This is a genomic window from Mesorhizobium sp. YL-MeA3-2017 (assembly GCF_030814575.1).
In the GTDB taxonomy this organism is placed as follows: domain Bacteria; phylum Pseudomonadota; class Alphaproteobacteria; order Rhizobiales; family Rhizobiaceae; genus Mesorhizobium; species Mesorhizobium terrae.
This window is the reverse complement of record NZ_JAUSVH010000001.1, coordinates 3,636,068-3,656,745: the sequence shown is the minus strand read 5'-3', so window position 1 is coordinate 3,656,745 and position 20,678 is coordinate 3,636,068. Positions and strand designations below refer to the sequence as shown.

Sequence of the window (20,678 nt, the reverse complement as noted above, 5' to 3'; positions counted from 1 at the left end):
CCATGAAACCGACCGCCAACACCACCCGCGAGCGCATCGTCGCCGCCGCATCCAAACTGTTCTACGGCCAGGGCATTCGCGCCGTCTCGGTCGATGCCGTGGCCGAGAAGGCCGGACTGACCAAGCGCACGCTCTATTACCATTTCGCCAGCAAGGACGACCTCATCGCCGCCTATCTGGAGCGGCGCGACCAGCCCAATCTCGGGCTGTTCAGGCACTGGTTCACCGAGAGCGAGGGCCAACTCGCCGACAAGGTCGCCGCGATCTTCCAGCATCTGGCGGCGGCGGCGCGGCGCCCGGCCTGGAAGGGCTGCGGCTTCCTGCGCACCGCCGCCGAACTCGCCGACATGCCGGGCCACCCGGCGATCCGCATCGGCATTGCCCACAAGAAGAACTTCGAAGCCTGGCTGAAGACGGTTTTCGAGGCCGAGGGCATCGAAGCCGCGGAACAGACGGCGCGGCAGGTGCTGCTGCTACTCGACGGTTCCTTCGCCACCGTGCTTTTGAACCGCGACCCCTCCTATATGGAGACCGCCGGCATGGCCGCCGCCTCGCTGGTGCGGGCTGCGCAAGGGCCGGTCCTGGCGCCTGCCGGGCCATGAATCGCGGCCGATCAAATCCTGTTGACGATTGGCTCAGGATTTTTTGCTTGCTCCCCTACTGACATTTCGTTCATTCAAGCCGCGCGGCGATCCTGCGATCAAAGCCAGAAAGGGCGACATGGCACGCGACACCACCGATTCACAGCCCATCGAGGGTCTTGGCGAACTCGCCGCCTACCTTGCCAAGGGCAACAAGCCGCGCGCCGACTGGCGCATCGGCACCGAGCACGAAAAGTTCCCCTTCTATGTCGATGGCCACGCGCCTGTGCCTTATGGCGGCGAGCGCGGCATCCGCGCCATCCTGGAAGGCATGCAGACCAAGCTCGGCTGGGATCCGATCCTGGACGAGGGCCGCATCATCGGCCTGGTCGAGCCGACCGGACAGGGCGCCATCAGCCTGGAGCCGGGCGGCCAGTTCGAGCTTTCCGGCGCGCCGCTGGAGACGATCCACCAGACTTGTCGCGAGGGCAACGCGCATCTGGCGCAAGTGCGCGAGATCGCCGAGCCGATGGGCATCCGTTTCCTCGGCCTTGGCGGCAGTCCGAAATGGACGCTGGCCGAAACGCCGAAAATGCCGAAATCGCGCTATGACATCATGACCCGCTACATGCCCAAGGTCGGCACCAAGGGCCTGGACATGATGTACCGCACCTGCACGATCCAGGTGAATCTCGACTTCGAGAGCGAGGCGGACATGCGCCGCAAGATGCAGGTGTCGCTGAAGCTGCAGCCGCTGTCGACGGCGCTGTTCGCCAATTCGCCCTTCACCGAAGGACGGCCGAACGGGCTGCAGAGCTGGCGCGGCGACATCTGGCGCGACACCGACAACCAGCGCTCGGGCCTGCTCGAATTCTGCTTCTCGCCCGAATTCGGCTTTGCCGACTATGTCGAATGGGCGCTCGACGTGCCAATGTATTTCGTCATCCGCGACGGCCGCTACCACGACATGACGCACATCACCTTCCGCCAGTTCATGGCGGGGGCGGCGCGCAAGGAAGTGCCGGACGGCATGCCGACCATGGGCGACTGGGCGAACCACCTGTCGACCCTGTTCCCGGATGTGCGCCTGAAGCGGTTCCTGGAAATGCGCGGCGCCGATGGTGGGCCATGGCGGCGCATCTGCGCGCTGCCGGCCTTCTGGGTCGGCCTGCTCTATGACGGCGCCGCGCTCGACGCCGCCGAGGCGCTGACGCGCGACTGGAGCTATGCGGAAGTCAAGGCGATGCGCGACGCCGTGCCCGAGCAAGGCATCGGCGCGCCGTTCCGCTCTACGACGCTGCGAGAGGTGGCGCGAGAGGTGCTGGCGATCTCCCGGCAGGGCCTGAAGAACCGCAACAAGTTGAATCGCGACGGCTTCGACGAAACCTCGTTCCTGTCGACGCTGGACGAAGTGGTGGCGCGCGGCACCACCAGCGCCGAAGAGATGCTTTCGGCCTACCACACGCGCTGGGGCGGCTCGATCGAGCCGGCTTTCCTGGAGTATGCGTACTGAAGCAAGGCGCCCTTATCTCCCCCTTGCGGGGGAGAATGGATTTTCACGATCTTAGCCGGAGCAGGCCGAAGGCCGTCGCGAGGCTAAGTCGTAGAAAATCCAAGAGAGGGGATTTTCAGCCGAGAGGCCACTTGCTCTCTCGAATGGGGGAAGCCGAAATCCAGTTCGGCGAGGATTGGGGTGGAAATCCCCTCTCTTGCGATTTCTAGCACTTAGACTGCGCCGCCCTGCGGGCGTGCTCGCTAAGATGCTGAAATCGCTTTCTCCCCCGCAAGGGGGGAGATAACGGTGCGGCGGCAAAAGTCCACTTCAACCGGCGGTTAAAACGAACTACGCTCCGCAACGGCGAATGGCCGCCGCGGAGGACCCCATGCTCAATCTGTTCGACATGCTCAACCAGTCGCAGAACGGCAACGGCATGGAGGCGCTGGCGCGCCAGTTCAATCTGAGCCAGCAGCAGACACAGGCGGCGGTGGAGGCGCTGTTGCCGGCTTTCAGCCAGGGGCTGAAGCGCAACACGGCGGACCCGTATGGGGTCGGCAATTTCATGAGCGCCATGGCCACCGGCCAATATGGCCAGTATTTCGACAATGCCGCGCAGGCCTTCTCGCCGCAGGGCGTGCAGCAAGGCAACGATGTGCTGGGGCAGTTGTTCGGCTCCAAGGACCTGTCGCGCGCGGTGGCGGCGCAGGCGGCGCAGGCCAGCGGCGTCGGCCAGCAGGTGCTGCAGCAGATGCTTCCCGTGCTGGCGTCGATGGTGATGGGCGGGCTGTTCAAGCAGACCACCAACCAGATGCAGGCCGGCGGCTTCAGCGGTGGTGGCGGCATCAGCGGCAACCCGCTCGGCCAGATCATCGAGGAGATGATGCGGCAAGGTGGCGGAATGGGCGGCGGCATGATGGGTGGCCAGCCGCAGCAGCGGCAGGCGCCGCAGAGTCAAAATCCGTTCGGCAACAATCCGCTGGGCGACAATCCGCTCGGCAAGGTGCTGCAGGACATGTTCGGCGGCGGCGCGCCGCAGCAGGCGCCGCAGCAGCCGCAACCGCAGAACCCGTTTGGCGACAACAATCCCTGGGGCAAGATCCTGCAGGACATGCTGGGTGGCGGGCAGCCGATTGGGACCCCCGATCCAGCCCCGCAACGCGCGCCGGAACCCGAGCCGAACCCGAGCGGGCGGCCGCGCAATCCCTATGACGACATCTTCGGCAAGATGTTCGACACCGGCCGCCAGCAACGCGACGACTACCAGCAGGGCGTGGAAACGATCTTCGACCAGTTCCTGAAAGGGATGAACCGGCGGTAGGCGAGCGGCGCGGCGCCCTTATCTCCCCCCTTGTGGGGGAGAAAGCGATTTCAGCATCTTAGCGAGCACGCCCGCAGGGCGGCGCAGCTAAGTGCTAGAAATCGCAAGAGAGGGGATTTTCAGCCCAATCCTCGCCGAGCTGAATTTCGACTTCGCCATTCGAGGGAGCAAGTGGCCCCTCAGCTGAAAATCCCCTCTCTTGGATTTTCTACGACTTAGCCTCGCGACGGCCTTTGGCCTGCTCCGGCTAAGATCGTGAAAATCCATTCTCCCCCGCAAGGGGGGAGATAGAGTGTTGTGAACTCACCTCACAAATCCTGTGCCTTTCGCCACGCTGGTTCATGAAATGACGGGCCTCTATCTAGCCATCATCGACAGATGGAGAGACATTTCATGGAATACCGCAATCTCGGCAAATCCGGCCTCAGGGTTCCCGTCCTGAGTTTTGGAGCCGGCACTTTCGCCGGCGCCGGCCCGCTGTTCAGCGCCTGGGGCAACACCGGCGTCGAGGAAGCCCGCCGGCTGGTCGACATCTGCCTGGAGGCCGGCGTCAATCTGTTCGACACCGCCGACGTCTATTCCGACGGCGCCTCCGAAACGGTGCTTGGCGAGGCGATCAAGGGACGGCGCAACGAGGTGCTGATCTCGACCAAGGCCAGCCTGCCTCTGGGCGACGGCCCCAATCAATGGGGTTCGTCGCGTTCCCGGCTGATCGAAGCGGTGGACCAGGCCCTTGGCCGGCTGGGCACCGACCATATCGACATCTTCCAGCTGCATGCCTTCGACGCGCATACCCCGGTCGAGGAGGTGCTTGCCACGCTGGACGGCTTGGTTCGCGCCGGCAAGCTGCGTTATGTCGGCGTCTCCAACTTCTCCGGCTGGCAGATCATGAAATCGCTGGCTGTCGCCGAGCGCCATGGCTGGCCACGTTATGTCGCCAACCAGGTCTATTATTCGCTGCTCGGCCGCGACTATGAATGGGACCTGATGCCGTTGGGCGAGGACCAGGGCCTCGGCGCGCTGGTGTGGAGCCCGCTGGGCTGGGGCCGGCTGACCGGCAAGATCGGCCGCGGCAATCCCATTCCGGCAGGCAGCCGCCTGCACCAGACCGCGGAGTTCGGGCCGCCGGTGGAGGACGAGCATCTCTACCGCGTCGTCGACGCCCTCGAAGCGGTCGCCGGGGAAACCGGCAAAAGCGTGCCGCAGATCGCCATCAACTGGCTGCTGCAGCGGCCGACGGTTTCGTCCGTCATCATCGGGGCGCGCAACGAGGAGCAACTGCGCCAGAACCTCGGCGCCGTCGGCTGGTCGCTGACGCCCGAACAGGTGGCGACGCTCGATGCGGCCAGCACGGTGACGGCGCCCTACCCGCATTTCCCCTACCACCGCCAGGAAGGTTTCGCCCGGCTCAACCCGCCGGTGGTGTGAAACTCCAGATGCGAAACTCCCCTTCTCCCCTTGCGGGAGAAGGTGGCTCGGCGCAAAGCGCCGAGACGGATGAGGGGGTGAGAAACGGTCCGCGTAGCGGACGAAAAGCCAATTGCTTGGCTTTTCGAGTTTCGAACGCCCCCGAGCCAGCGAGGGGCAGGATCACAGCTTTGTCCCAGCCCTCGGCATAGCCTCGGGCGTTCGAACCCTTTGAAAGGTCCACCGGACCTTTCAATTCGCCTATGGCGAACCGGGTTCTCACCCCCTCATCCGACCTCGCCTCCGGCTCGGCCACCTTCTCCCACAAGGGGAGAAGGAACGGTGCGGCCCAAAAAGAAAAAGCCCGGTCCGTGGGAGGACCGGGCAATGCGCAGGCGGCCGGCGGGGTCGTGCCGGCAGGGAGTGTGGGAAGCCTGCAGCAACTCTGCATCGCCCGGCTGGAGGCCCGGGCGTGCGGGATATCAGGCCACCTTGCGCGCCAGTTCCTCGACGGAGGCGGCGCGCAGGCCGGCGATGGAGCGCAGCTTCACCGTCGGGTCGCTGCCGAACGGCAGGTCGACGGCGACGAAGAGATCGGCGCGGGTCAGGCCGATATCGGCCAGTTCCGCGTCCGACATTTCGCCGAGGCGATAGAAGGCGCGGCGATTTTTCCAGGCGCGGTAATAGCCGACGGCACGATTGTACACACGCGTCGCGGCAGCCGGGGTCGCGGTGATGCGCGCGCTCTCAGGGGCGATGTCGTATGCGGTCATGGTCATTCTCCTCAATCTTGACGGCGCGGACCGTCGCACCGCCGCCGGGAGCGCGGCGGGACGGACCCGATTCACATGCCTTCATGTGGACGATTACTGAATCGCACGCGGCGATTGATTAATCCAACGAATGTTTTTAATCTCTATCATCAACTCTGATGATGGATGGAAGCGATGAAAGCGCCGCTCGACCTCGACCAGTTGCAGACCTTCATCTCGATCGCCGACACCGGCTCCTTCACCCGCGCCGCCGAGGAGGTGCACCGCACGCAGTCGGCGGTGTCGATGCAGATGCGGCGGCTGGAGGAGCGGATCGGCAAACCGCTGTTCGAGAAGGACGGGCGCTCCAACAAGCTGACCGAGGAAGGCGACCGGCTTTTGTCCTATGCCCGCCGGATGCTCTACCTGAACCGCGAGACGTTGGCCGCCTTCGACGACAACCGGCTGGAAGGCACCATCCGTATCGGCACGCCGGACGATTATGCCGACCGCTTCCTGCCCGAGATCATGGCGCGTTTCGCCCGTTCCAATCCGCGCGTCGAACTGACTGTCACCTGCGAGCCGACGCCCAGCCTTGCCGAGCACATCAAGCGCGGCAATCTCGATCTGGCGCTGGTCACCCACAACGACGCGCGCGGCCAGTCGGAAGTGGTGCGGCGCGAGCCGCTGTTGTGGGTCACCTCGACCAATCACGCCACGCATGAGCAGGATGTCCTGCCGATGGCCTTCGGCCGCCCGAACTGCATCTGGCGGCGCGCCGCCTGCGACGTGCTGGACGAGATGGGGCGCGATTATCGCATCCTGTTCTCCTCCTTCTCAGCCACCGTCATCGCCGCCGCCGTGCTGTCGGGGCTGGCGATTTCGGTGCTGCCGGAATGCGCGCTCAGGCCCGGCATGCGGGTGCTTGGCGAGGCCGACGGCTTCGGCCAGTTGCCCGACTGCCGCATTGGCCTGATGCGCGGCCAGACCAGCCGGCCCGAGATCGTCGAGGCGCTGGCCCGCCACATCGCCGAAAGCCTGGACAACATCACCGTGCCGATAACCGAGGAGACCGGCAGCTTCGACTTCGCCTCGCTGGCCTTCACCAAGATGAAGCGCACCAAGCCGAGCCAGGTGATGCCGGGCTGGTAGGCCGAGCTAACGCCTGCCGCCGCGCACCACCAGCACGTTGCCGATGGCGACCAGGACAAGGCCGGCGATGGCGAAGGCGGTCCAGCGATAGCCTTCGAGCGTGGTGGAGATGAGCAGCGCGAAGATCGGGAACATCACCGTGGCGTAGCCGGCGCGGGCAGCACCTATGCGGCCGAGCAGCGTCAGATAGGCGGCAAAGGCCAGAACAGTGGACACCACCGCCGAGAACAGCACCGAGCCGAGATAGGTAACGCTCGGGTCTATGGTGAAGGTGCGGCCGAACAGGAACGCCAGAAGGGCCGACCACAGCGTGCCGTAGAGCATGCCCCAGGCATTCATCGAGATCAGCGGTAGCCCGTTGCGCATGCCTCCCGCCGAAATCAAATTGCCGACGCAGAAGGAGAGCGTGCCGGCCACGCAAAGACCGAGGCCTATAAGCGTTCCGCCGGAAAGACCGTGGGCGGCGACCTCCGGCAAAAACATCAGCGCGATGCCGGCGAAGCCGATGAGCCCGCCGGCCAGGATGCGCGGCGACGGCCGCTCGCGCATCACCACGGCGCCCAACAGCATGTTGACGACCGAGGCCAGCGAGAACACCACCGAAAGCAGCCCGCTGACCAGATAGCTGGCGCCGTAATAGAACAGCAGGAAATTGGACGAAAACATCAGCACGCCAAGTGCCGCGAACCGCAGATGCTCGGCCGGCGCGAAGCGCAATTGGCCCCGCTTCAGCGCCACCCAGCCGAACATCAGGACAGTGGCGATGGCGAAGCGCCAGACGATGGTGACTTCGTTGGCGACGCGGCCGACCTGGAATTCGATGGCAAACCACGACAGGCTCCAGGCGACCACCGTCACCGCATAGAGGCCGTAGTCGAGCGCCTCGAAGGGCCGTTCGCTGGGCCGGCCCGATGCGACAGGCGCGGCCGCCGCCGGCCTGGATTGCTGGATGTTCATGGGGTGTGCTCCTTGGCACGCATGGGTAGACTTGGAGCCTTGGGGCGTCCATGGCAATCGTGTGGTCCAGTCTCACCCGTGCAGCCAACGCGGGTAAGGGCTTGACCCACTCCCCATCCAGCGCGCCAATCGGCGCATGAGCGAATTCTTCGACGACGATTCGAGACCCACCAACGCCACCGAATATACGGTGAGCGAGATTTCCGGCGCGCTGAAGCGCACGGTGGAAGATACGTTCGGCAATGTGCGGGTGCGCGGCGAGATTTCCGGCTATCGCGGCCCGCATTCGTCGGGCCATGCCTATTTCGCGCTGAAGGACGACCGCTCCCGGCTGGAAGCCGTGGTGTGGAAGGGCACGATGAACAAGCTGCGCTTCCGCCCCGAGGAGGGCATGGAGGTGATCGCGTCGGGCAAGCTCACCACCTATCCCGGCTCGTCGAAATACCAGATCGTCATCGACAATCTGGAACCCGCCGGCGCCGGCGCGCTGATGGCGATGCTGGAGGAGCGCAAGCGCCGCCTCGCCGCCGAAGGCCTGTTCGATCCCGCCCGCAAGCAGCTCCTGCCCTACATGCCCTCGGTCATCGGCGTGATCACCTCGCCGACCGGTGCGGTGATCCGCGATATCCTGCACCGCATCCGCGACCGTTTCCCGCTCACCGTCGTGGTGTGGCCGGTGCGCGTGCAGGGCGAGACCGCCGGCGCCGAGGCGACGGCCGCCGTCAACGGCTTCAACGCGCTGGAGCCGGGCGGGCCGATCCCGCGGCCGGACCTGATCATCGTGGCGCGCGGCGGCGGCAGCCTGGAAGACCTCTGGGGTTTTAACGACGAAGGATTGGCGCGGGCGGTTGCCGCTTCCGACATCCCGGTCATCTCGGCGGTCGGCCATGAGACCGACTGGACACTGATCGACCTTGCCGCAGACGTGCGCGCGCCGACGCCGACGGGCGCGGCCGAAATCGCCGTGCCGGTGAGAGCGGAACTGGAGGCGACGCTGGCAAGCCTGTCGGCACGGCTTGCGGCGGCGCTGGTCCGCGGCATCGACCGCCGGCGCCAGGCGGCGCGGGCGGCGGCCCGCGCGCTGCCCTCGCCCGACCAGTTGCTGGCCTTGCCGAGACGCCGTTTCGACGAGGCGGAAAACCGGCTGGCCCGCGCGCTGGCGGTGTCGATCGAGCGCAAGCGCGGTCGCCTCGTCGCGATCCGGCTGACGCCGGCGACGCTGTCGCGGCGCATGGCCGAGGCACGGCGGCTGGCTTCGCGCGACCTCGCCAGGGCGCAGGCCGCCTTCCTTGGCATCGTGCGCGAGCGCCGCGCGCGGTTCGCGCGGACGATGGCACGGCTGTCGCCGGCGCCGATCGCGCGGCGGCAGAAGCTGCAGGGCGATACGCTGACCGCGCTGGCGCGGCGGCAGGAGCAGGCGATGACGGTGCGGCTGGACCGGCTGCGCGCCCGCCTCACCCAGGCCGACCGGCTGCTTTCGACGCTGAAACTGTCGGAACAGGCGATCCTGGAGCGCGGCTATGCGCTGGTGCTCGACAGCGCCGGTGCGCTGGTCAAGCGCGCTGCGGAGGTGACGCCCGGCATTGCGCTGGAACTGCGCTTCGCCGACGGTTCGGCGCATGCAACGGCCGATGGCGCCGGTCCGACACCCGGCCCTGCAACGCCCAGGCCGGCCAAAGCCTCGCCCAAGGACAAGGGCGCTGGCGGCCAGGGATCGTTGTTTTAAGCCTGCGGGGCAGGCAGACTTCTCAGCTATCTTTTCGGAAGGCCCGGCTCGAAACCGAGATGGAGTTCTGGCAAGGGTCTTTCGCGTTCACGAACAGATAGCCGTCGGCCTTATGGATCGTGCCGAAATCGAGGCCGTCTGCGGCGCGTTGCCTGCAGAACAGTTCGACGTCTTCGACATCAAAGACCAGCTTGACGATCGACTGACCGCTGCGCTGACCTTTTGCGGCCTGATGAAGCAGGATGTTGGCGCCGCCATCGCTGGCGACAAGCTCGACAATCCTGTCTCCGGGCAATCGGGTTGCCGTGAAGCCAAAATGCCGTTCGTAGAAGCGGGCGGTTTCCTCGACATCCCTGGCGTAGATGACGACCCGGCCGAGTGGCATCGTTAACCCCGATAACGGTGGTGCCCTTCCCCGCCCACGGGAGAAGGAGGCAGGCTCACGCCGCCTTGTCGGCGGCCGTTTCCGCTTCGACGGCCTCTTCGAGGCGCGAGGCGATCAGGTCCTGGATGTCGCCGACTTCTTCCTGGAGGTCTTCCAGCGGAATGCCGGCTTCGGCGGCCTTGGCGGCGCAGCGCTTGGCCAGCGTCTCGGCATGCTTGTCGAGCTTGACCGCTTCGGATGGGGCGCAGCATTCCTTGCCGATCCAATCCTGCAGAAACTCGATGGCGTGTACGCTCATTCTGAATTACCCGTTTCGGTCTGTGCCGATCACGCCGTGGCCGCAGCCAGGCAGTCGGTATTCCCTATCCAATTGAAGCCGAGTCGCGCGCTTGCGGCAACCGGGCCGGTACCAAAGAACAAGTTCTGAACTGTGCGATTGTCGTGCGGGGCATCCACCCGGCGAGAGGAATGGTACCGTTGGCTGGGATCGAACCAGCGACCTCCGGATCCACAATCCGGCGCTCTAACCATCTGAGCTACAACGGCACGCGTGCCCGTCAACGATCGAAACGAGTGACCCACTTCTGTCAGCCGTGCTCCATCGTTCGGCGAAGCGTGCATACGGGCAATCGGATCGTAATTCAAGGCTTTTGCAAAAGCAAAACGACGCTCATCCGCACCCATGTTCCTCCCCGGCAAACGGTCAAGAAAAAGGCCGGCGGGAGGAGGTGCCGGCCTTTTTCCCAATTTGAGCCGGCGGGAGGAGGTGCCGGCTGCTCTCCGGGGAAGAAGGGAGGAGGATCCGCCCCGGAGAAACTCTTGTCCTGTTCAGCTAGGAAGCCGGCGACAGCGTTGCAAGCCCTCGCCGCATCTTCCGGCAATCAGGCCGCCTTGACGTCCTTGATGGCCTTCTCGAAGGCGGTCTTGTACGGCTTGGCGACTTCTTCGGCGACCTTCGAGGCGGCGGCCTGGAAATCCTTGGCCTGCTCGACGGCGGTCTCGACGCGCGAACGGAGGAAGGAGGTCTGCAGCTCGACGACTTCCGACAGCGACTTGGCGCCGACGAGGGCCTCGAGATGCGAGAAATTGGCTTCGGCGTTGGTGCGCAGCGTGGCGATCGCCTTCAGCGACAGGTCGTTCGAAGCGGTCTTGGCGGTTTCGTAGCTGGTCTCGAAGGCCTTCTTGGCTTCTTCGGCGCCGGTCTTCAGCTTGGCGAAGGTCTCTTTCGACTGCTCGACGCCCTTCTCGGCGAAGGCGCGGATCTGGTCGGTGGCCTGCGAAGCGTCGAAGGTCGGGAATTCAACGGTCTCGGTGGTCTTGGTCTTGGACATTTTCCATCCTCATAGGGTGGACGGACACATTCGACGTGCCGTCTCGTTCATGTGTGAGATGGGTATAGCGCATTTTGTTGTGCAACGCAACATTTCTGCTGCAATGCAACATTATCGAAGCGAAACATAGGGATGCCGTTAACCACGAGCCCTATTATTCAAGTGGGCTCGCCTTACGCTTGTGGACGTTGCGGCGGCTCCCATTTATTAACGAAGCATTAACCGCGGCCATCTCCTTGGAGGATAGCCAGAGCGCATGCCGTCCGAGAACTATTCGTTCCTCGATGTTGCCGTCCTTGATGACGTGCGATCGCGTTTTGCCAGCGGCGACGCGATCGTCGTCCTGTCGGCCGACCTCGAGCAGGTGCTGTGGGCAAACGGGCCCGGAGCCGCCCTGTTCGGCCATGCCGATGTCGAGGCCGCCATCGGCGCGCCGGCCGGGCTGCCGCCGGTGGCGCGACGCCAGATCATGGCAACCGCCGGCTTCCCGGCCATCGGCAGCGACCGCGCGCTGCTGGTGCGGCTGGCGGCAGGCATGACCAGCAATGCGGTCGGCTTTCTGGCCAGCGCGCTCACCATGCCCGACGGCGAAGCGGCGATCATGCTTGCCCTGCCGGCCACGCAAGGCGCCTCCCATAACGCCGCCGAGATCGCCACGCGTGCAATCAGCGGTTTCAAGGCGGACGGCCAGTTCCTCGCCTTCATCGACGGCAAGGGCGGCGTCGAGGCCGCCTCGCAAGGATTTTCGGCGCTTGGCATTACCGAGCAGACGCTCAGCGCGCTCGTCGCCGATGTCGCGCGCGAGCAGGATCGCGTGCTGAAGCGGCTAGTGCCGGCTGCAAAAAGCTCCTATCCGGCCGGCATCGCCCGGTTGACCGACGAACCGGCGCGCCACCTTCTGGTGGTGATCGACGAAGGCACCGAGGCTGGCGCAACCCAGCCGGCGCCGGCAAGCCAGACCGCATCCGAGGGCGATCGGCCAAGGGCCACGACCGCCGAAGGCTGGCGGGCGGCCGACGACAGCGTTTCGACGACGGCCGGCGAACACCAGCACGACCGCTGGTATTTCAGCGACGCCAACAAGGCCGCCGAAGCCGCCCAGGGCGATGGTACGACGCCGGTTGCCCCGGTGCAGAATGAGACAGTTCCGGCGTCGCAACCGGTCGAACGCAACACCACACCGGTACGCTTTGTGTGGCGCACCGACGCCGCCGGCCACTTCAGCGCCATCTCGCCGGAATTCGCCGCCGTCGTTGGCGAGGCCGCCGCCGATGTCATCGGCCGGCGCTTCAAGGATGTCGCCACCACATTCGGCTTCGACCCGTCCGGCGAGATCGCCGGCCTGCTGGAACGACGCGACACATGGTCGGGCCGCTCGGTCGCCTGGCCGATCGCCGGCAGCAGCCTGAAGGTGCCGGTGGATCTCGCCGCCCTACCCGTCTACGACCGCAACCGCACGTTCGAAGGTTTTCGCGGCTTCGGCGTCGCAAGGCCGGCGGACGCCACCGAGGATCACGAGAAGGTCGGTCTGGCGCTGACACCCGGCTGGGTGGCATCCGAAACCCCGCCAGCGCCCGCCAAAACCACACACGAAGCGACGGCCAGGCCGCAGGAGCCCCCGCACGCCGCGCCGATGACCACCGGCGGACAGAACCCGTTCCATGGCGAGGCGCCGGCGCTGACCATCACGCCGACCCCAGAGCGCCGCTTCAGCGACAAGGTGATCCGGCTGGCCGAACACCGGCCGGCGGCCAACGACAAGGGCCTTTCGACACTGGAGCGCAGCGCCTTCCGCGAGATCGGCGAACGGCTGAAGAAGGACGGCGTGCTGGGTTCCGAGGCCGGCCGAGGCGAAGCCGCTCCGGCGAAAGACCCGCCTGCCCCCGCAACCGCGCAGGCGGACAATGCGATCGCCATGCGGCAGGCGGACGGCGCCGATGCGCCCGCCGGCCAAGGCGAGGTCATAAAGCCGGTCGAGCGCGCACGACCTGTCGCGGCGGATATCGTCGAGGCCGCAGGAGCCATCAACACGGCGGAACCCGCGACGGCCGTGGACACCGTCAAGGCCGAACAAGCGGCGGAGGCTGCGGTGACGGCCGAGGCGGCCATCACCGTCGCGCCAACTGAAAGCAAACACACCTCTTCCGAGGCAGAAACGACCGCTGTCGTTGCCGAGGCGATTGCCCGGCCAGACGAAGCGACAACCGCCGACGAGGATGACGACAGCGCCGCGCTGACCGAGGCGCAGGAGGCCGAGGACATCGCCGATCTAACCCGGCTCGACGGCGCCGGGGCGGACGAGGGCGGGGCGGCCGCGGAACCGGTGGCAGAACCTGCCGCGCCGCGTTCGCTGCTGGCCTTCGCGCCGCAGGACAGCGATCCGGTGGCCGAGGACAACGGACAGACACAAGCGCTGAACGACATCGGCGACATCAAGGCCGCCGCCGCGAAGGTTGCCGGACAGCGCCACGCCGCGCGGCGCGACGAAGCGAGCAAGGACGATGAAGAAGAAGACCTTGCCCGGCTGGAGGACGACGGCGACCTGACGCATCCGCGCGATGACGCGGAGGAAGCCGTGGCCCCCCAACCGGCGCCACCGCTGCCCACGCCGCGCCTGGTGCCACCGCTGCAGGCGGGCGGCTTCGTGCCCGCCGCCTTCGCGACCGGCGAAAAGGAGCCGGACACTTCGCTGCTGTCGCGGCTGCCGGTGCCGTTGCTGATCCATTCGGGCGACGTGCTGCATTATGCCAATGGCGAATTCCTGGCGCTGACCGGCTATGAAAATCTCGCCGCGCTCGGCGCTGCCGGCGGGCTGGATGCATTGTTCGCCGACCCCTATGCAAGCGACAGCACGGCCGACCATGCCGACCACAAGCTGCGGCTGAGGAAGGCCAATGGCGAGGAGACGCCGGTCGACGTCGTGCTGCGCTCGGTGCCGTGGGGCGAAGGCAAGGCGCTGATGCTGGTGCTGAACGGGTCCGGCGAGACCGGCCAGCCGATTACAGCTGCGACGCTCGGCGAGGCGGCGCAGCCCGATACGGCCGAGCTCAAGGCGCGCGTCGCCGAAATGCGCACCATCATCGACACCGCCACCGACGGCGTCGTGCTGATCGGCCGCGATGGCGCCATCCGCTCGATCAGCCGGCCGGCCGAGGCGCTGTTCGGCGTCGACAGCGACGAGGTTGCCGGCAAACCCTTCGCTTCGTTGTTCGCCATCGAGAGCCAGCGCGCGGCGCGCGACTATCTGGCCGGGCTTTCCGACCATGGTGTCGCCAGCGTGCTCAATGACGGACGCGAGGTGATCGGCCGCGAGGCGCAGGGGCGCTTCATTCCGCTGTTCATGACCATCGGCCGCCTGCCCGGCGACAGCGGCTATTGCGCGGTGGTGCGCGACATCACCCAGTGGAAGCGGGCCGAGGAAGACCTCACCCAGGCGCGCGCCGTGGCCGAGCGGGCGTCGTCGCAGAAGACCGATTTCCTTGCCCGCATCAGCCACGAAATCCGCACGCCGCTCAATGCCATCATCGGCTTCTCCGAATTGATGGTGGACGAGAAGTTCGGGCCGATCGCCAATGAGCGCTACCGCGACTATCTGCGCGACATCAACCGCTCCGGCAACCACGTGCTCGACCTCGTCAACGACCTGCTCGATATTTCGAAGATCGAAGCCGGCCAGCAGGAGATGGACTACGAGGCGGTGTCGCTCAACGACGCACTGGCAGAGGCCGTCGCCATGATGCAGCCGCAGGCCAACCGCGAGCGTGTCATCATCCGCTCGTCCTTCGCCTCGCGCCTGCCGGAAGTGGTGGCCGATTTGCGCTCGATCCGCCAGATCGCGCTCAACATCCTGTCCAATGCCGTGCGCTACACGCAGGCCGGCGGCCAGGTCATCGTTTCCACCGCCTATGAGACATCCGGCGACGTGGTGATGCGGGTGCGCGACACCGGCGTCGGCATGACGCAGGCCGAGATCGAGCACGCGCTGAAGCCGTTCAAGCAGGTCAACGCGCTGAAACGCGGACGCGGCGACGGCACCGGCCTTGGCCTGCCTCTGACCAAGGCGATGGTGGAGGCGAACCGCGCCAAATTCACCATCAATTCGACGCCCGGCGAAGGCACGCTGGTGGAAGTCGCCTTCCCGTCGACCCGCGTGCTGGCCGATTGAGGCCACGGCAGGCGCCCTCAAGAAAAAAGGCGCCCCGAGGGCGCCTGAATTGAGAATTGTCACAACGGGCTTGAGCGATACTGGTCCCGCCTAGCGGGATTGGGATTTCTCCCTCAAGTTACCCGCGACTATCGCGGCGGTCTCGTAAACAAATCCTTACCTGGATGGGTAAAAGTTTACGATTGTGTACCATTCGTGAAAACGAGGTAAATTCGAGCTTTACGTTTTGTTTACCCTGCCGGCGGCGTTGTTTCGGCGGTTGCCCGAAAAACCTCCGGTCCGGCGCCGCCTCAATTCGCGAGTTCCGCCCTGTCCTTGAATTGGTCCAGCGCCTCGGGGTTCGCCAGCGCCTCCTTGTTCTTGACCGCCCGGCCATGGACGACATCGCGCACCGCCAGCTCGGTGATCTTGCCCGATTTGGTGCGTGGAATGTCGGTGACGGCAACGATCCTGGCCGGCACATGGCGCGGGCTGGCGCCGGTGCGGATTTTTGTCTTGATGCGCTTTTCGAGCGCCTCGTCCAACGCGACACCGGCAGCCAGCCGCACGAACATCACGACGCGCACATCATTGTCGAAATCCTGGCCGATGCAGATCGCCTCGAGGATTTCCGGCATCTGCTCGACCTGATTGTAGATCTCGGCCGTGCCAATGCGCACGCCGCCGGGGTTCAGCGTGGCGTCCGAGCGGCCGTGGATGATCATGCCGCCATGCCGGGTCCATTCGGCGAAGTCGCCATGACACCAGATATTGTCGAAACGTTCGAAATAGGCGCCGTGGTATTTCCTGCCGTCGGCGTCGTTCCAGAAGCCGATCGGCATGGCCGGAAACGCCTTGGTGCAGACCAGCTCGCCCTTTTCCTGGCGGACCGGCTGGCCGTTGTCGTTCCACACATCGACGGCCAGTCCCAGCCCCGGCCCCTGGATCTCGCCTTCCCACACCGGCGCGGTCGGCACGCCAAGCACGAAACACGAGACAATGTCGGTGCCGCCGGAGATCGAGGCCAGGTGGATGTCCTTCTTGATGCCTTCATAGACGAAGCGAAAACCCTCCGGCGACAATGGCGAGCCGGTGGAGGACACGGTCCTGACAGTGGACAGATCATGCGTGGCGATCGGCTTCAGCTCGGCCTTGCGCACGGAATCGATGAATTTCGCCGAAGTGCCGAAATAGGTCATCTTCTCGGCGTCGGCGAAATCGAACAGCACATTGCCCGAGGGATGGAACGGGGAGCCGTCATAGAGCAGCAGCGTGGCGCCGGAAGCGAGGCCGGAGACCAGCCAGTTCCACATCATCCAGCCGCAGGTGGTGAAATAAAAGAAGCGGTCGCCGTCGAGCAGGCCGGCGTGCAGGCGCTGTTCCTTGACGTGCTGGATCAGCGTGCCGCCGGCCGAATGCACGATGCATTTGGGGATGCCGGTGGTGCCGGAAGAAAAGAGAATATAGAGCGGGTGCGCGAAAGGCAGCCGCTCGAACGTCACCACCCTGGCCGCGAAGGGCTGCAGGGCCGTTTCCATGGCCTCGGCGCCGTCGATGGCGGCGGCGACATCCTCGGCGGTGCCGAGATAGTCCACCACCAGCACCTTGCGCAGGCTCTTCAGCTTGCCTGCCACCGCCGCCACCTTGTCGGCGACCTCGATGGCCTTGCCGGCATACCAGTAGCCGTCCGGAACGATGAAGACGACCGGCTCGATCTGGCCGAAACGGTCGAGCACGCCCTGCTCGCCGAAGTCGGGCGAACAGGACGACCACACCGCGCCGATCGAGGCGGCGGCAAGCATGGCGGCGACGGTCTCCGGCATATTGGGCATCATGGCGGCGATGCGATCGCCCCTGGTAACACCGAGCTTCACGAACAGTTGCTGCAGGCGCGAGACCTCGGCGCGCAGGCGATCCCAGGACAGGCGCCGCTCCACCTTGTCCTCGCCGCGAAACACCAGCGCGTCGGAGGAACCGGTCTTCTTCAGGAGGTTTTCCGCGAAATTCAGCCGTGCGTCGGGGAAGAACTGCGCGCCCGGCATGCGATCGCCATCGGCAAGGACGCGCTCGCCCTTTTCGCCGACCACAGCGCAGAAATCCCAGGCCAGGTCCCAGAAAGCCTCGCGTTCGGTCACCGACCAGGCATGCAGCGCAGGATAATCGCCAAAGCTGCGGCCGCTCCGTTCCTCCGCCGCACGCGTGAAGGCGGTCAGCGGCGCCGAGGCGATCTGCGCCTCCGACGGGGTCCAAAGGGGCATGTCTGCGGCCATGAATGTTCCTCCCGAAGCGACACCGGTTAAGCATATCGCGTTGCAGCAAGGCAAGGCTCATGCAATTGCGACAGCGTGTGCGCAATCGCCATCACCCGGCCACAAGGGCTTGAAAAGCATCCGCCAGGGTTTACACCCGTCTGGCGATCGAAAACGAACCACCACGAACCCCTAGGGATCTGATGCCTTCACCCCTGATCTGGCGAGCCATATGGGCGGTAGCGATTGCCGTCATTGTCGCCGTTCTGGCGTTCGTGGCAGTGCCCTATTTCGCCTCGAACCGCATCGTGCGCGACCGCATCGCCTGGGAGATGAGCGCCTGGAGCGGTTTTCGCGTCACCATCGACGGCACGCCGGAAATCGAGATCTGGCCGCAGTTCCGCGCCATATTGACCGGCGTCACCCTGTCGAACTGGAGCGACGACAAGGCGCCGCCGGTGATGCAGGCCGACCGTGTCGAGATCGACCTTTCGGCGATGTCGGCGCTGCGCGGCGACGTGGTGTTTTCCGGCGTGCGGCTGGTCAAGCCGGTGTTCCGGGTCGAGCCGGCCGCGCATGGGCTGTTCCTGCCGCCGATGCCTTCGGGCGGCCGCGTCGCCCGCGCCATCGACGCGGCGCGCGAACTGGTCAAGGCCAAGCCCGACAAGCCCGACACCGGCAAGCTGGCCTCCGAGGGCTTCGGCACTGTCGAGTTCCAGGACGGCAAGGTGATCGCCGCCATCGACGGCACCGATACCGACATGCTGACCAATCTGTCCGGCCAGCTCGACTGGTCGGCGCTCAACGCCGCCGGCTCGCTGACGGCCAGCGGCGTGTGGCGCGGCGAGACCGTCGCGGTCGAGGCGGCCTCGCCGGGGCCAATGCTTCTGTTTGCGGGTGCGGCGGCACCGGTGACACTGTCGCTGAAAGCCGCGCCGGCCAATTTCTCCTTCGACGGCACCGGCAATCTTTCCGGGCAATCCTTCTTCGACGGCCAGGCCAAGTTCACCGCCCCTTCGCTGCGCCGGGCCTTGCAATGGCTGGAGGCCGGCATCGCGCCGGGCGCGGCACGCGGTCCCGTCTCCATCACCAGCAAGGTCAGCGGCGACACCGGCCGCATCAAGTTCGACAAGACCGAGATCGATCTCGACAAGACCCCCGGCATGGGCGCGCTCGACCTCTCCTTCGTCGACCCGATGCCGATGATTTCCGGCACGCTGGCCTTCGACACGGTCGACCTTGCCGCCTTCCTGTCGGCCTTCACCTCGCCGACGGCTTCCTCCGGCACCGATCTCGACGTTATCGACATGTCGTTCGCCGACCGCTTCAACCTCGACCTCAGGCTGTCGGCCGCGCATGCCACGGCCGGGCGGATCCAACTGGCGGATGTCGCCGCCACCGCGCAGGTGAAGAACGGGCTCGCCGTCTTCGACATTTCCGACGCCACCGCTTTCGGCGGCAATATACAGACCAGCCTGCGCATCGACCGCCGCCCGGAAGGCACGCAAGTCGAGATGAAACTTCTCGCCTCCGATGTGAACGGCGCCGATTTCACCGCCGCCGCCGGCATGACGCGGCTGACGCCAACCGGCACCGGAACGGTATCGCTGATCCTGAAAGGTCCGGGCAAATCCTGGAACTCGATCCTGCAGAATGCCGACGGCTCGGTATCGGCGACCTTCGGACCGGGCAATCTGACCGGGCTGAACCTGCCGGCCTTCCTGAAGCGCAACGAAGAAGGCGGCTTCTTCGCGCTGGACGACGTCTCCAACGGCACCCTGCCGATCGACGGCGCCGAGCTCAAGGCCACCATTTCCAAAGGCGTGGCGCGCATCGACCGCGCCGAGGCGAAATCGGCGCAGACCAAGATCTGGCTGTCCGGCATCGTGCCTTATGCCGGGCGTGGCCTGGCGCTGTCCGGCGGCGTCAACCAACCCAAGCCGGCAGCCACCCCGGCGCCGCAGCCGGCGCCCGCGCAACCGGCGACCGGCACACAGCCGATACCGGGCGCGCAGCCTGCTCCTACTCAGAACGGTCAACCGGTTTCCGTAACACCCACGCCAGCAGGCCAGACGACGACATCGGCTACCCCGCCGCCGCCGGCGCCAACCCCGCCCGTCAATAACGGCAACCAGGCGACGTTCTTTGTCGGCGGCACCTGGACGACGCCGTTCGTGTCGCCGATCATCCGCCGCAACGCCGGCGAATAAAGCGGCTATCAAGGCCCGCGCCGGGCAACTCGGATATCAGGAAACACCAACGCACAGGCCCGGAAATCGATCTCGATTTCCGGGCCTGTGCGTGTGTTCAAAACGTTGGAGCGTCCGTCCCGCGTCCCCAACGGAGACGCAGCTTGCTAACCGCCGCGCTGCGCCGCCTGCTCGTCGCGCTGGCGTTGCACCTCACGGCGCTTGTTGACGATGGAGGCGGTGATGACACCGATGGAGACGATGCCGATCAGAATGGTACAGGCGGCGTTGATCTCCGGCGTCACGCCGAGGCGCACCTGGCTGTAGATCTTCATCGGCAGCGTGGTGGCGCCGGGGCCCGAGGTGAAGGACGACGTCACCAGATCGTCCAGCGACAGCGTGAAGGCCAGCATCCAGCCCGAAACGATCGCCGGAAGGATGACCGGCAGCGTCACCTGGAAGAAGGTGGCGACCGGCGACGCGCCGAGGTCCATCGCCGCCTCCTCCAGCGAGCGGTCGAAGGAGACGAGGCGCGACTGCACCACCACGGCAACGAAGCACATGGTGAAGGAGATATGCGCCAGCGTCAGCGTGAAGAAACCGCGGTCGAAGCCGATGGCGACGAACAAAAGCAGCAGCGACAGGCCGGTGATGACCTCGGGCATGACCAGCGGCGCGAACACCATGCCGGAAAACAGCATGCGGCCACGGAAGCGCGTGTAGCGGGTGAGCGCCAGCGCCGCCAGCGTGCCGAGCACGGTCGCCACCGTCGCCGAGATCAGGCCGACGCGGATGGTCACCCAGGCGGCGTCCATCAGGCCCTGATTTTGGAACAGCGACACATACCATTTGGTCGAGAACCCGCCCCAGACGGTGACCAGTTTGGATTCGTTGAAGGAGAAGACCACCAGGAGAACGATGGGCAGATAGAGGAACGCAAAGCCTAGCGTGATCGAGGTGATGTTGAAGCGGCTCCAGGTCGTGTTCAT

15 protein-coding genes and 1 tRNA gene are annotated in these 20,678 nt (G+C 65.7%); 8 read left to right on the top strand and 8 right to left on the bottom strand.

The features are described 5' to 3' along the window. The first annotated feature begins 2 nt into the window (after positions 1-2). From QFZ88_RS17465 to QFZ88_RS17450, 4 genes are all read left to right on the top strand, one after another. Positions 3-602 (top strand): TetR/AcrR family transcriptional regulator, encoded by a 600-nt coding sequence (locus QFZ88_RS17465; protein ID WP_024927211.1) that lies wholly within the window; start codon positions 3-5, stop codon positions 600-602. Positions 603-720: 118 nt separating this feature from the next. Then, positions 721-2,094, top strand: a complete 1,374-nt coding sequence (locus QFZ88_RS17460) for a glutamate--cysteine ligase (RefSeq protein ID WP_024927210.1) — start codon at positions 721-723, stop codon at positions 2,092-2,094. Between the two features lie 370 nt (positions 2,095-2,464). Beyond that, the gene (locus QFZ88_RS17455) at positions 2,465-3,397 is read left to right on the top strand and encodes a DUF937 domain-containing protein (protein WP_024927208.1); all 933 of its coding nucleotides are present in this window, start codon (positions 2,465-2,467) and stop codon (positions 3,395-3,397) included. Positions 3,398-3,790: 393 nt separating this feature from the next. Continuing rightward, positions 3,791-4,825 (top strand): aldo/keto reductase, encoded by a 1,035-nt coding sequence (locus QFZ88_RS17450; protein WP_024926357.1) that lies wholly within the window; start codon positions 3,791-3,793, stop codon positions 4,823-4,825. A gap of 461 nt (positions 4,826-5,286) precedes the next feature. Here QFZ88_RS17450 and QFZ88_RS17445 read toward each other — a convergent pair whose 3' ends face one another. Further along, positions 5,287-5,577: a DUF1127 domain-containing protein gene (locus QFZ88_RS17445; protein WP_024927113.1), complete on the bottom strand. Its 291-nt coding sequence runs from the start codon at positions 5,575-5,577 to the stop codon at positions 5,287-5,289. A 174-nt stretch (positions 5,578-5,751) separates the two neighbouring features. Here QFZ88_RS17445 and QFZ88_RS17440 point away from each other — a divergent pair, with 174 nt between their 5' ends. Continuing rightward, entirely contained in the window at positions 5,752-6,708 is a 957-nt protein-coding gene (locus QFZ88_RS17440; RefSeq protein WP_024927112.1) for a LysR substrate-binding domain-containing protein, read from the top strand. A gap of 6 nt (positions 6,709-6,714) precedes the next feature. Here QFZ88_RS17440 and QFZ88_RS17435 read toward each other — a convergent pair whose 3' ends face one another. Then, positions 6,715-7,665, bottom strand: coding sequence for a DMT family transporter (locus tag QFZ88_RS17435; protein ID WP_024927111.1), 951 nt, complete (start codon positions 7,663-7,665; stop codon positions 6,715-6,717). A gap of 136 nt (positions 7,666-7,801) precedes the next feature. On the opposite strand from QFZ88_RS17435, the gene xseA reads away from it, so the two are divergent. After that, positions 7,802-9,391, top strand: coding sequence for an exodeoxyribonuclease VII large subunit (xseA, locus tag QFZ88_RS17430; protein ID WP_024927110.1), 1,590 nt, complete (start codon positions 7,802-7,804; stop codon positions 9,389-9,391). Between the two features lie 22 nt (positions 9,392-9,413). Here xseA and QFZ88_RS17425 read toward each other — a convergent pair whose 3' ends face one another. From QFZ88_RS17425 to QFZ88_RS17410, 4 genes are all read right to left on the bottom strand, one after another. Next, entirely contained in the window at positions 9,414-9,776 is a 363-nt protein-coding gene (locus QFZ88_RS17425; RefSeq protein WP_024927109.1) for a VOC family protein, read from the bottom strand. A gap of 55 nt (positions 9,777-9,831) precedes the next feature. Next, positions 9,832-10,074, bottom strand: a complete 243-nt coding sequence (locus QFZ88_RS17420; protein ID WP_024927108.1) for a DUF768 domain-containing protein — start codon at positions 10,072-10,074, stop codon at positions 9,832-9,834. A gap of 171 nt (positions 10,075-10,245) precedes the next feature. Then, a tRNA-His gene (locus QFZ88_RS17415) sits at positions 10,246-10,322 on the bottom strand. A gap of 335 nt (positions 10,323-10,657) precedes the next feature. After that, complete coding sequence (locus tag QFZ88_RS17410; RefSeq protein ID WP_024927107.1) at positions 10,658-11,107, bottom strand: phasin; 450 nt, start codon at positions 11,105-11,107, stop codon at positions 10,658-10,660. Between the two features lie 256 nt (positions 11,108-11,363). On the opposite strand from QFZ88_RS17410, the gene QFZ88_RS17405 reads away from it, so the two are divergent. After that, entirely contained in the window at positions 11,364-15,272 is a 3,909-nt protein-coding gene (locus QFZ88_RS17405) for a PAS domain-containing sensor histidine kinase (RefSeq protein WP_024927106.1), read from the top strand. Between the two features lie 290 nt (positions 15,273-15,562). Here the strand turns inward: QFZ88_RS17405 and QFZ88_RS17400 are convergent, their stop codons facing one another. Continuing rightward, positions 15,563-17,521 (bottom strand): acetoacetate--CoA ligase, encoded by a 1,959-nt coding sequence (locus QFZ88_RS17400; RefSeq protein WP_024927273.1) that lies wholly within the window; start codon positions 17,519-17,521, stop codon positions 15,563-15,565. 182 nt (positions 17,522-17,703) lie between these two features. On the opposite strand from QFZ88_RS17400, the gene QFZ88_RS17395 reads away from it, so the two are divergent. Then, positions 17,704-19,710, top strand: coding sequence for an AsmA family protein (locus tag QFZ88_RS17395; protein WP_024927274.1), 2,007 nt, complete (start codon positions 17,704-17,706; stop codon positions 19,708-19,710). 146 nt (positions 19,711-19,856) lie between these two features. Here QFZ88_RS17395 and QFZ88_RS17390 read toward each other — a convergent pair whose 3' ends face one another. Further along, a complete protein-coding gene (locus QFZ88_RS17390; RefSeq protein WP_024926077.1) occupies positions 19,857-20,678 on the bottom strand; it encodes an ABC transporter permease in 822 nt (273 codons plus the stop codon).

Bases quoted from the DNA above. Each gene is read 5' to 3' on its own strand.
- QFZ88_RS17465 (WP_024927211.1), top strand. From the start codon at position 3: ATGAAACCGACCGCCAACACCACCCGCGAGCGCATCGTCGCCGCCGCA.
- QFZ88_RS17445 (WP_024927113.1), bottom strand. From the start codon at position 5,577: ATGACCGCATACGACATCGCCCCTGAGAGCGCGCGCATCACCGCGACC.
- QFZ88_RS17405 (WP_024927106.1), top strand. From the start codon at position 11,364: ATGCCGTCCGAGAACTATTCGTTCCTCGATGTTGCCGTCCTTGATGAC.
- QFZ88_RS17440 (WP_024927112.1), top strand. From the start codon at position 5,752: ATGAAAGCGCCGCTCGACCTCGACCAGTTGCAGACCTTCATCTCGATC.
- QFZ88_RS17420 (WP_024927108.1), bottom strand. From the start codon at position 10,074: ATGAGCGTACACGCCATCGAGTTTCTGCAGGATTGGATCGGCAAGGAA.
- QFZ88_RS17390 (WP_024926077.1), bottom strand. From the start codon at position 20,678: ATGAACACGACCTGGAGCCGCTTCAACATCACCTCGATCACGCTAGGC.
- QFZ88_RS17400 (WP_024927273.1), bottom strand. From the start codon at position 17,521: ATGGCCGCAGACATGCCCCTTTGGACCCCGTCGGAGGCGCAGATCGCC.
- QFZ88_RS17450 (WP_024926357.1), top strand. From the start codon at position 3,791: ATGGAATACCGCAATCTCGGCAAATCCGGCCTCAGGGTTCCCGTCCTG.
- QFZ88_RS17455 (WP_024927208.1), top strand. From the start codon at position 2,465: ATGCTCAATCTGTTCGACATGCTCAACCAGTCGCAGAACGGCAACGGC.
- QFZ88_RS17425 (WP_024927109.1), bottom strand. From the start codon at position 9,776: ATGCCACTCGGCCGGGTCGTCATCTACGCCAGGGATGTCGAGGAAACC.
- QFZ88_RS17435 (WP_024927111.1), bottom strand. From the start codon at position 7,665: ATGAACATCCAGCAATCCAGGCCGGCGGCGGCCGCGCCTGTCGCATCG.
- QFZ88_RS17460 (WP_024927210.1), top strand. From the start codon at position 721: ATGGCACGCGACACCACCGATTCACAGCCCATCGAGGGTCTTGGCGAA.
- QFZ88_RS17395 (WP_024927274.1), top strand. From the start codon at position 17,704: ATGCCTTCACCCCTGATCTGGCGAGCCATATGGGCGGTAGCGATTGCC.
- xseA (WP_024927110.1), top strand. From the start codon at position 7,802: ATGAGCGAATTCTTCGACGACGATTCGAGACCCACCAACGCCACCGAA.
- QFZ88_RS17410 (WP_024927107.1), bottom strand. From the start codon at position 11,107: ATGTCCAAGACCAAGACCACCGAGACCGTTGAATTCCCGACCTTCGAC.